This is a genomic window from Enterococcus xiangfangensis, assembly GCF_005405365.1.
Taxonomy (GTDB): domain Bacteria; phylum Bacillota; class Bacilli; order Lactobacillales; family Enterococcaceae; genus Enterococcus_A; species Enterococcus_A xiangfangensis.
In genome coordinates, this window is the sequence record NZ_BJDX01000001.1 from 418,156 (window position 1) to 428,287 (window position 10,132).

Here is a 10,132-nt window from a genome sequence, read left to right on the forward strand (position 1 = left end):
AAGTTTTAGTCCTCCCCAAAAATATCTTGTATAAACATTTTCCTTTATTGCATACGTCTAGCGAAGAACGAATCCTCGCCAGACCGCATAGCCGAATTCAAAAATCTAAATCGGCTCCTGCCTCACGCCTCAGAATCTGCCACTTTACCAGAGTCAGTTTTAACACTGCTCAAATGTTTTTCTGCTTTATTCGATCTTTTTAAATCAATACCTAGCCAAATAAAAATCAGACCTGAACAATACGTTAATATTTTGTCGTTAAACGACAGCTCAGTATCTCTAATGACAGCAATAAACGCCTTTGTTTGATTGTTTCGCCATTTTTTTAAATAGAAACGGAAGTTAGCATAATTGGTTCTTTTCATGTCCTTAAGCAATCGCATTCGATTAACTATTTTCAAATTTTTGAAATACAATTGGGTCCTTTGATCAAAATCATCGGTCGCTTCGATACAATATTGGAAGGCTCGATCCCTCAATAAATCTTTTTCACGAAATCCGGTAAACAATCGGCTTCGACTCGTGCTTTCATTATAAATATAATAATGGTATAAAATTTTATTGATCAGTTTGACTGATTTGATCTTTGTAAAATACTCCAGGTGGAAGGGCCAATCTTGCGCAACGAGCAAGTCCTCGCGAAAACGGATCTTAAATTTTTTAATAATGCTTTTACGAAAACTCTTATTCCACAAATACGCATGGTAAGAAGGAAATTTCCCAACTTGAATGGTCGCTTGAGGATTGATTTCTGCTAATCCATCATTTTTAAAAGATACAGAGACTTGTTGTGTATCGTACTCGATTCGATTAAACCCGCAAATAGCCATTTCGACTTCTTCACCAATGACCTTAGAAAATTCTTCTAGAAAAGTGTTCTCGACGCAATCGTCTGCATCGAGAAAAAACAACCATTCTGACTTTGACTTTTCGATTCCTAGATTGCGAGCTGCGGCACTGCCTTGTTTGGATTCATTCAAAATGGTCAACGTTGGCAATTGCTGACTAAACTCTTTGGCGATAGCAATCGAATTGTCGGTGGAGTTATTGTCTATGACCAACACTTCAAAATGTCTGTATGTCTGCGCTGCCAGTGAGGGCAACATCAGCCTCAAACGATTGCCTGCATTATAAACAGGGATGATCAATGAAAATTTCTCTGTATTAGTCATTTTCGAGCCCCCACAATTCAGTTTCAGCTTCTTTTGTTTTGGTCTGCTTGCTTTTCAATAACTTTGACAAATACTGTTGATCATTCAAATAGAAACTTACTTTCAAGACTTGCATTCGCGCTTTACAATCTTCCCGATACCCAAAGATCAATTTTTTTCTCTTATTCGCATAGGTCGCTGTAGTTGATGCTTGTTCCTTGTGATGGATCACTAATTTAGGCGTATATACATACTGCAGTCCTAATTGACGCAAAACTATATACAATAGCGTCTCTTCTTCATACATAAACGTAAGATCTGGGATTTTATCAAATTGCTGATTAAATTTTTCAGTCAATATGAAGGCTGCTCCATGAAACATGTAATCATCAGTCTCACTTTTTAATTCCCTAACAGCAAGTCCTAGCGTATAGTCTCTGCCAACATTTCTTTTCTCCCAAAACTCCTTTGTCCCAAGTAAAATAAAGAAATATTTAACAAGACCGATCAATGCCAGTCGAATGGCCATCTGCTTATTTTTGATAAAATGATTGGTGACCATAAACGGATTTTGATCATTGCCGTCGATGGCTGAAATGATCCTTGGGCTGATAATGTACGTATCTGAGCGCTCTAGTTGATAATATTTTTCGATAAACTGTCGATCATGGATCACCGTGTCATTGTTAATGACGGCAATATCAACTGCTCCTTTTTCTCTAGCAACTGCTATCCCAACGTTGTTGCCTTTTGAAAAGCCTAAATTTCGATTCGTTCGGATAACAGCGACAGCACGCTGCTCACGATACTTCTTTTCTATAATTTCAAAAGCGTTCGTTGTTGAGCAATTATCCACTACAACAATCATAAATTCACTGGTTGTCTGTTTTAGTAAACTTTCGACACATTCGATCGTATCAAGATGATTATTGTATTGCAGCACAACAAAACCGAATTTATTCATACGAACCCTCCTTTAATCCAAAAATAATTACGATAGATAATGAGAATATTATTGCAGAAATGTCGAAAAACGGTCGAAACGATAGACTGTTAAAGACATTGACTGCTAGAAAAACAACGATCACAATTAAGTATTCATACGTTACTTTCAATCTTCCCAATAGAAAATTAAATCTTGCCCAGATCAAAGCGAATACGACGCCGCCGCCAGATAACAGCATCATCGTCGAGCTATGGGAAACGACGCTGCCTAAGCCAAAACCAAAAATCGGCCGCAAGAGAAAGACTTTCGCATTTTCATAAATGCTCAATAGCCGTACTCGATTCGACCATTCCAAAGAGTGAGAAGACTGGCGCCAACGCCCAGAAGTAACAATTGAGATTTCTTCAAACACACTTCTGATCCTTCTGCCCCAAAATCCAGTAACACTCAGTTCCTTTACTAGTTCAGGCAAGACTTGCGTTACTAAAAAGACTAAAACTAGAAGAATAGCTAACTGAAGCACTCCCCACAGAATTTTCTTCTCGATTCTCATGTTTCTGAATTTCCACAGCAACACGATATGGATAATCGCTACAAAATAGATCAAACTGCTGAATGACATTGAAACGGCTAATAGTAACAAGAGGCTAGCCAAACGATAAAGGTCTGAACGTTGTTTCGTTAAAATGAAATTGGCTAAAATTACAAAAAACAGGATAAACAATACATAAACATAATGCGAACTTTCTTGGGTCAATCCTTGCAGTAAGAAACCACTCCCCCGCGCAGTCACTTCGACATACGTCGACTCGGAGATTCCAAAAATAGTATTTACGATCGTATTAAATACATCGCTTCTAAAAAGATATTTGCTGATTAGTTCCCCGATCCCAATGATTAAGATAAAATCAGTCATCTTTTTCAAAGACCTCACTACCAGCTTAGGACTTTCTTTTTTAAATACTGACACAATCACGATAAAAAGCATGATGTACGTCACTAGATAAAATAGATTCAATAAATTGAATGAAGTCAGATGGATTTTTTCAAAGATCAACCCAGGCAGTACGATCTTATTATCCCAACTAATATTGATATTGGCGGTTCTGACTTGAGTTGGAAAAAAAACGAGCAAAATATTTCCAAGCATTCCCGCTCCCACAAGCAACATTCCGGCTAAGAAAAATTGTTTCGGAATCGTTTCTTTTATCAAACTGAATAAAAGATAGACGAACAAAAAGAGATTTACAAAAAATGCATAGCCAATCTCGATATTCCCAAATCGTAAGAAATAACCTACTTCTAAAAATGATTCATAAAAAAAGGTCAAAGGAATCAAATAGATCAAGCGCCGTTCTTTCCCTTTTATAAAAAAAATTCTGCCGATCCATAAAATAGTAATAAGACTGAAGGGATTAATCATAAGGTTGCACCGTTATTTCTTTATACAGTGCAACAACTTGATTCACATGTCTTTTTATAGAAAAATTCGCTATCGTATAGTCCGCTCGATACTCTTGATCTGTCTTATAACGCTCTTCAACAAGTATCTTTTGCAATTTTTTTGCGTTGGCTTTCGGCTCATCGGAAAAATCAATCAACCAACCCAATTTACTATCTGTAATTATTTCCGGTGATGCCCCAGTGTCGGCTCCCACCACAAACAGTCCCTGTTCCAAATATTCAGCGGTAACTCTGCCGAATCCTTCTCTAAACGACGCATTCACCCCAATATCATATTCACGAATCTGCTCTAATGCTTTTTCGCTGTAAGGATGGAACGTAAAAATTTCGGCTAAATGACGGTATTTCATTTTTAAAAATTTCGTATAGCCGTTGGCGCCGCTGCCGATAAAATCGATCTGTATTTTAGCCAATATTTCTTGCGGCAAGCTTGAAATGATTTTTAAAAAGCGGTCTTGGCCCTTCATTTTGGTAATCCCGCCTAAAAAAAGGATCTTTATTTTATCGGATCTAGTCCCTTTAGATGGATAATCTGTCGTTTGGATCCCGTCGTAGACTAATGAAATATTTTTGACTCCTTTGTCTTTCCATTCATTCAAAACAGACTGGGAGATCGCTACAAAATGACTATTGAAAGAATTCATATGTTCGATTTCATCTTCTAACAAGAGATTCTGCAATTTGAAATCGTCCCCATGCTCTCGGATATGCCAAACATGCGGAATAGAATATCGTTTTGACAGATGAGCCCCTATATCAAAGCGGTTTAAGTTTGAATGGATCAAATCGATCGTCTCAAGCTTTAGTTGACTTCCCACGGTCTTGAAAAAACTACTTTTAGATAAAAGATATCTGCTTAGTAAGGCTGCTTTCCAAAATATTTTTGGTTGTCTTCCAGTCGTCAGAAAGTTATTAAAATTAATAACATATACTTCAACTGATTTTCTGGTGAAGTATTCCGCGAGTGCATTCTTTTTCGCTAATAAAACTACAGGCGTTATCTTAGGATGATTGTCCAGAACCTCATCAATCATATCTTTAAATGCTAAGGCGGCACCGCCCTTATCGACATTATTCATAATGTACAGAACTCTCATAGTAACACCTTCTTCTATTTTATTTGATCGCTTCAAACAAGTATTTAACAGACTGCGCTTTGACCGTCAGCTGGATTCCTAACAGTAAAACTTTGATTTTGCTAAAGAGGATATTGCTGTTGGGACTAATTCTGCCATACTGCAAAACGTCTTTTTTTCTGATTGAGAATCGCGAGAGATACTCATGTTTTCTGATCACATTTCTTTGACTGAAATTTTGTTTGATCACGTGATCGATGATCAAATAATTTAACGTTTGCTTTCGCATCGTATCGAAAAATAATTGATCCACTTGATCTAAAAAAAGCGCCTCATCGTACTCAAATGAATCAAAGATCGACAGTCTCATTGTCAAACAAGAATTGATGCCGTTTATTTTGTCAAAATCCAGCTGGTCTGTTTGATTCAGTACCAGTTTATTTCTGATCGCGCCTCGTTCATTTGGTGAATAGATGATGCCATTTTGTCCTACGATTTTAGGTAAAATAATATCGTAAGCTTGATCGATCCCCTTCATTACTTTTTTAAAGAACGCAGGCGATATTTCCGTGTCATCATCGAGCCATATTAAATAGTCTTCTTGCTTCTCTTTAGGCAGTTGCTGCAAAATCGAATTGTAAGCTTTAGACAATCCGATATTGCCTTTATTGTTGATATATTGGATTTTATTTGCTTTTGCATAGCGGTTGTTCTTTGCTCTAATCGTTTCAATGTTGCTATTATCAGAAAAAATAATCGAACAATTTATCCCGTCGATCTCAGCATTCAATATCTTAGAATGCTCGATCAATGAGTTGTATAAAACAATCCCTATATACAGCATATTAACCTCCTAAATATTCTTTCTCATACTCATCAATAATGTAATCCCAACAAAAACGCTCGGCGATCGGTGCTGCTCGTCTTTCTTTGACAAAACTTTTATGATTTTCTTCCACCTCATTGATCCGAGCCTTTAACGAGTCTTCTGACTTTTTAAAATACAGTGCCCGATCCTCGCCAACTTCGCGGTTAAATCCGATGTCTAATAAAATATTTAATTTGGTTGCTGCTAAAGCTTCTAATAACGAAGGGTTGGTCCCTCCAACTTCATGTCCATGCAAATAAGCAAAGGCATTTTCACGAATGTATTTCAATAACTCCTGATCATAGACGGTCCCAACGAATTTCACTCGTTGATCCTGGTCAAAATTGGTCCGCTTCTTCAACTGGTCATAAAATTTATTTTGTTCAACATTCGTGATTAAAATAAAGTCCCGCTTCGTATCAGATTTCATAAATTCCCGGATCATCGTTTCATAATTATTTTCCGGCACGAATCTGCCTACCACTAAATAATACTCATTCGGCTGGACCTGTTTTTGTTTGAACCACTCGCATACTTCTGGACTGGACGCCGTTAATCGTGATTTTTCTAAATCTGTTCCATAAGCGATGTACGTGGTCTTAGGATCGTATTTTCGATAATCTTTGCGGATATATTTTTCAATCGTCTGACTATCGCAGATCATTAAATCGGCATGCTTCACCATTAGCCGCTCAGAATACTTCCAATACTGCCGCACGGAATAACTCCACTTAGCTCGCAGCCATTCGTGTCCATCCGGATTAACAAATAATTTTCCGCCCAATTGCTTGATCTGCTGTTTTAAACTGCCAATAAACGGCCCGATCCGACAGGCCAATATATAAAAGATAGGGCGCTGATTTTGATTTTCCTTCGCTATTTGAATGGCTTGTTTCAGCGCTGCGATATCATAATAGATTGCTCTGGCTGGTCCAATCTTCGGTACATCGACGTTAAAACATTGCGCGCCATTATACTCGAAATTTTTAGTACTGATACCAGATTTCGCTGAATTTTCTGCCATACAAGCCACGTGATATTGAATCTTGCTGTCTGATCGGTATTCCGTCAATTTTTCAACAAATGTTTCAAATCCGCCATATTTCGCTGGGATCCCTTTTGAACCAATGATATAAACGTGCTGTTTTTTATCTTTCATACAAAAGCTCCTTAATAAGCGCCATCTTTTTTCAAGATCACTTTTATCGTTTTAGCGATTAAAGAAATGTCATATCCTAAACTTCGCTTTTTGATATATTCAATATCAAGTTCGACCATTTCTTTAAATTGGATCTCGCTGCGTCCGCTGACTTGCCACAAACCGGAACAGCCCGGTTTGACAAACAAACGCTGCAGATCATAATTCGTATATTCTGCAACTTCTCTTTCCAACGGCGGCCGCGGTCCAATCAAGCTCATATCGCCCTTGATCACATTGAACAGCTGAGGCAATTCATCTAGACTGGTCCGCCGAATAAATTTGCCAAAATTAGTGACTCTGGGGTCATCTTTCATTTTGAACATAGCGCCGTCGACTTCATTTTTTTTGAGCAGATCCCCCAATTGTTCCTCCGCATCGACACACATCGAGCGAAATTTATACATCGTAAAGGCTCGACCATTTTGACCGATACGCTGCTGCGAAAAAATCACTGAAACATCAGGATTTTCTTTACGTATTTTGTAGGCGATCCACAACATGATGGGTGAAATAAAAATAAGTCCTAAACAGCCTAAAATAATATCTACAATTCGTTTGATTAAGTTATAGCCTTTTCGCTCTACTTTTGATTTGTCTAACCAACCCAGTTTAAAATGTCTTTGATCAACGTGAATCTGATTCTCTAAACTTTCCGCGCTGCCATAAGTTTTCTTATTTTTCATCATTGACCTCCCAAACAAATTATTTTGAAAAGAACTTAAAACGTGGCTCTTTTATTATCTGGTATGCGGGTCTTACGATCGAATCACCATTTACTAAGTCTCTTGCCCTCTGCTGCATCGCTGAACTCATTTCACTGCCACCGATTTTCTCGATTTCTTGATACGCTTCCTTCATAAAAAATGTTCGCTGATTTAGATTGTGGGCATCTGAAACAACTGTATGCAGCATCTGATGTTCCAACATCTTCCTGGCTGTTTTCTGGATTTTTTTCCAAATACGCCGACGATACTCGGGGCCGTCAATTGTGTCAGCACCCCCATCTCGAGAAATGGAATCAGCTTATTAGGATCTTTGCAAAATACAGCATTTCGTTCAGGATGGGCAAGAACGGGTATGTGCCCTCGAATAAGCAGCTGATAGAACAGCCATTCCGAATAAGGCGGCACTTCATTTGCTGGAAACTCGACCAATAGATAGTTTTTTTTCTCATCAATGAACAAAATCTCTTGTCGTTCGATCTCGGCAAGAAGCTGTTCTGTCAGCCGTACTTCTTGACCTTCAAACAAAGTCAGCTCCCAGCCGCGTTGATCAATCGCTTGTTGCAAAGTTTCTACTGCCGAAATTACTTTTCTTGCCGGATTATTGTATTCTCCATTATTGTGATGAGGCGTACACATAATATGAGTAATTCCTTGATCGATCGCTTTTTCGACCATCGCAAGACTATCTGCTAATGTCTGAGCACCGTCGTCTAATCCCGGTAAGATATGACAATGTAAATCGATCATTTATTATTCTCTTACTTTCTTTTCGGTACCGTAGTAATGGTATTGATCATTGCCCCTTTTTTTCCCGTTATAAACGACACCGATAATTTTTGCGCGAACCATATCCAACAATTTTTTTGCTTCTAAAAGTGTCCGTTCGGCAGTCACTCGCTCGCGTGCGACTAAAATAGTTCCATCGACATATGCCGACATGATTTGAGCATCGGTCACCGGCACTACCGGTGGCATATCAAAAATCACCAGATCAAAAGAATTGCTTAGATTATCAACCAACTTCCGCATCCGAGTTGAATTTAGTAATTCAGATGGATTTGGCGGCGTTGGCCCGCTTGGCATCAAATACAGATTTTCAGTGTCGGTTTCAATTAAACGAGTGGATTGCTCTTGATCTTCGTTACTTTCCGTTACTAAAAACGTACTATCAGCCAACTTTTCTTCCGTCAAATAGTTGCTCAAGCCGTTGATATTCGGGACTTTGAAACTCAACCCATTAACGTTTGGCACTTCGAAACTTAGGGCTACATTTGGCCGTCTTAAATCAGCATCTACCAATAAAACTTTGTTCCCTGCTTGTGCAAAAACTACTGCTAAATTGGCGGCTGTCGTCGTCTTTCCTTCTGAAGAACTTGCCGAAGTTATCACTAACGATTTTATTTTTTTGTCTGATGAAGAAAATTCAATATTGGTTCGAATCTTACGATACTGTTCAGCTATCGCTGAAAATGGATTGGTTTCTGAAACTAGATTAACCTTTGAAACAGCTTGCTTTTTTACCATCTAACATCCACTCCTTACACACGTTTTCGTTTTCCCTCAGATACTGCCCAGTCGCTTAATGTTTCATTATTATAAGTATCAAGCAAATCTTTTTTGCTGAACTCTGATACTTGACCTAAAACAGGTAACTCTAGTGATTCCCTGATAAAACGTTCATCTTTGAGTGTTTTATTGAATAACTCCAATAAAAATGCTAGACCTACACCAAGCATTAAGCTCAACATTCCACCAATCGCTAAATTCAATTGATTATTAGGCGATACCGCTTCAGTCGGGACATCTCCTTTAGAAGTAATGGTCACTTTATTAATCGTCAAAATTTCTTCGGCTTTTTCTTTGAAAGTTTCGGCGGTAGTGTTGGCAATGATTGCGGCCCTCTTTGGATCAGATGTCGTCACGATGATCTTAAAAATTTGCGAATTTTCGGCTTGTTCGATCTCGATCATTTCGTCCAGCTGACTGTTGCTGTAATTGTAGTTATGTTCCTTTTTCAATTCTTCCTGCACTGCATCAATGACGATATCTCCTTTGATCATGTCTCGATAAGTATTGATCAAAAGTACATTGCCGCTGATGTCATTTTGCAAATTGCCATAGGCATTATTGGTTTGTTCTGTTTGGACGATTAGCTGCGTCGAGGAATCATATTGAGGAGTAATTACAAAAAATGTGATTCCTGCTGCAAGGACAGTGCCAATAATTGTAATAATTAAAATCAATAGACTCTTTTTTCTTAAGATCAGAAATATTTGTTCAAAATTGATCATCTCTTCCATTTTTTCTCCTCCGGAAATTAAAAATATTTTTGTTTACCTAGATCTCATAAAAACTAAGCACCAATACTGCGTTGCAACGAACCAAGAAAACGGACAAATTTGAAAAATAAACCTATCCGATCATCTGCTTGAAAAATTCGCACGAACAAACTAGTATTCCTTCCACAACAAGAAAATCTTGCTACTCTTTATTCGTCTACTGCTGAAATATTGTGTCTAAGTTAAGATTCTAATATTATTCACATAGTTATTTTTAACGATATTATTTATTAACATATATCTAATTAAAATATTTATTATTATATTCTCAGTATACTTTCTATCGGTTGCGTCAAGAATTATGTGTAAATGGAAAAGCCCATTCTGTTGATCAAGTTAAAACATTGATTCTAATGTATCAT

Annotated in this window: 9 protein-coding genes and 1 pseudogene; all 10 read right to left on the reverse strand. The window is 37.8% G+C overall.

The genetic code is table 11. From position 1 onward, the window contains the following. Positions 1-122: 122 nt before the first annotated feature. Positions 123-1,172 carry a glycosyltransferase family 2 protein gene (locus tag FFM68_RS02065; RefSeq protein WP_137617769.1) on the reverse strand — a complete coding sequence of 350 codons (1,050 nt, stop codon included), beginning with the start codon at positions 1,170-1,172 and terminating at the stop codon, positions 123-125. Beyond that, positions 1,165-2,115: a glycosyltransferase gene (locus FFM68_RS02070; RefSeq protein WP_137617770.1), complete on the reverse strand. Its 951-nt coding sequence runs from the start codon at positions 2,113-2,115 to the stop codon at positions 1,165-1,167. The genes FFM68_RS02065 and FFM68_RS02070 overlap by 8 nt, the downstream gene beginning before the upstream one ends. Further along, on the reverse strand, positions 2,108-3,520 hold the full coding sequence (locus tag FFM68_RS02075; RefSeq protein WP_137617771.1) for a hypothetical protein: 1,413 nt from the start codon (positions 3,518-3,520) through the stop codon (positions 2,108-2,110). Before FFM68_RS02075 ends, FFM68_RS02070 begins: the two co-directional genes overlap by 8 nt. Continuing rightward, positions 3,513-4,658, reverse strand: a complete 1,146-nt coding sequence (locus tag FFM68_RS02080) for a glycosyltransferase family 4 protein (RefSeq protein ID WP_137617772.1) — start codon at positions 4,656-4,658, stop codon at positions 3,513-3,515. The genes FFM68_RS02075 and FFM68_RS02080 overlap by 8 nt, the downstream gene beginning before the upstream one ends. Positions 4,659-4,677: 19 nt before the next feature. After that, positions 4,678-5,481 (reverse strand): glycosyltransferase, encoded by an 804-nt coding sequence (locus tag FFM68_RS02085; RefSeq protein WP_137617773.1) that lies wholly within the window; start codon positions 5,479-5,481, stop codon positions 4,678-4,680. 1 nt (position 5,482) lies between these two features. Continuing rightward, positions 5,483-6,664 carry a beta 1-4 rhamnosyltransferase Cps2T gene (gene cps2T / locus FFM68_RS02090; RefSeq protein WP_137617774.1) on the reverse strand — a complete coding sequence of 394 codons (1,182 nt, stop codon included), beginning with the start codon at positions 6,662-6,664 and terminating at the stop codon, positions 5,483-5,485. Between the two features lie 11 nt (positions 6,665-6,675). Continuing rightward, the gene (locus FFM68_RS02095; RefSeq protein ID WP_137617775.1) at positions 6,676-7,389 is read right to left on the reverse strand and encodes a sugar transferase; all 714 of its coding nucleotides are present in this window, start codon (positions 7,387-7,389) and stop codon (positions 6,676-6,678) included. A gap of 19 nt (positions 7,390-7,408) precedes the next feature. Next, positions 7,409-8,178 (reverse strand): annotated as a pseudogene (locus FFM68_RS02100) (tyrosine-protein phosphatase). A 3-nt stretch (positions 8,179-8,181) separates the two neighbouring features. Further along, positions 8,182-8,955, reverse strand: a complete 774-nt coding sequence (locus FFM68_RS02105) for a CpsD/CapB family tyrosine-protein kinase (protein WP_137617776.1) — start codon at positions 8,953-8,955, stop codon at positions 8,182-8,184. A gap of 14 nt (positions 8,956-8,969) precedes the next feature. Further along, positions 8,970-9,731 carry a YveK family protein gene (locus FFM68_RS02110; RefSeq protein WP_137617777.1) on the reverse strand — a complete coding sequence of 254 codons (762 nt, stop codon included), beginning with the start codon at positions 9,729-9,731 and terminating at the stop codon, positions 8,970-8,972. Positions 9,732-10,132: the final 401 nt, after the last annotated feature.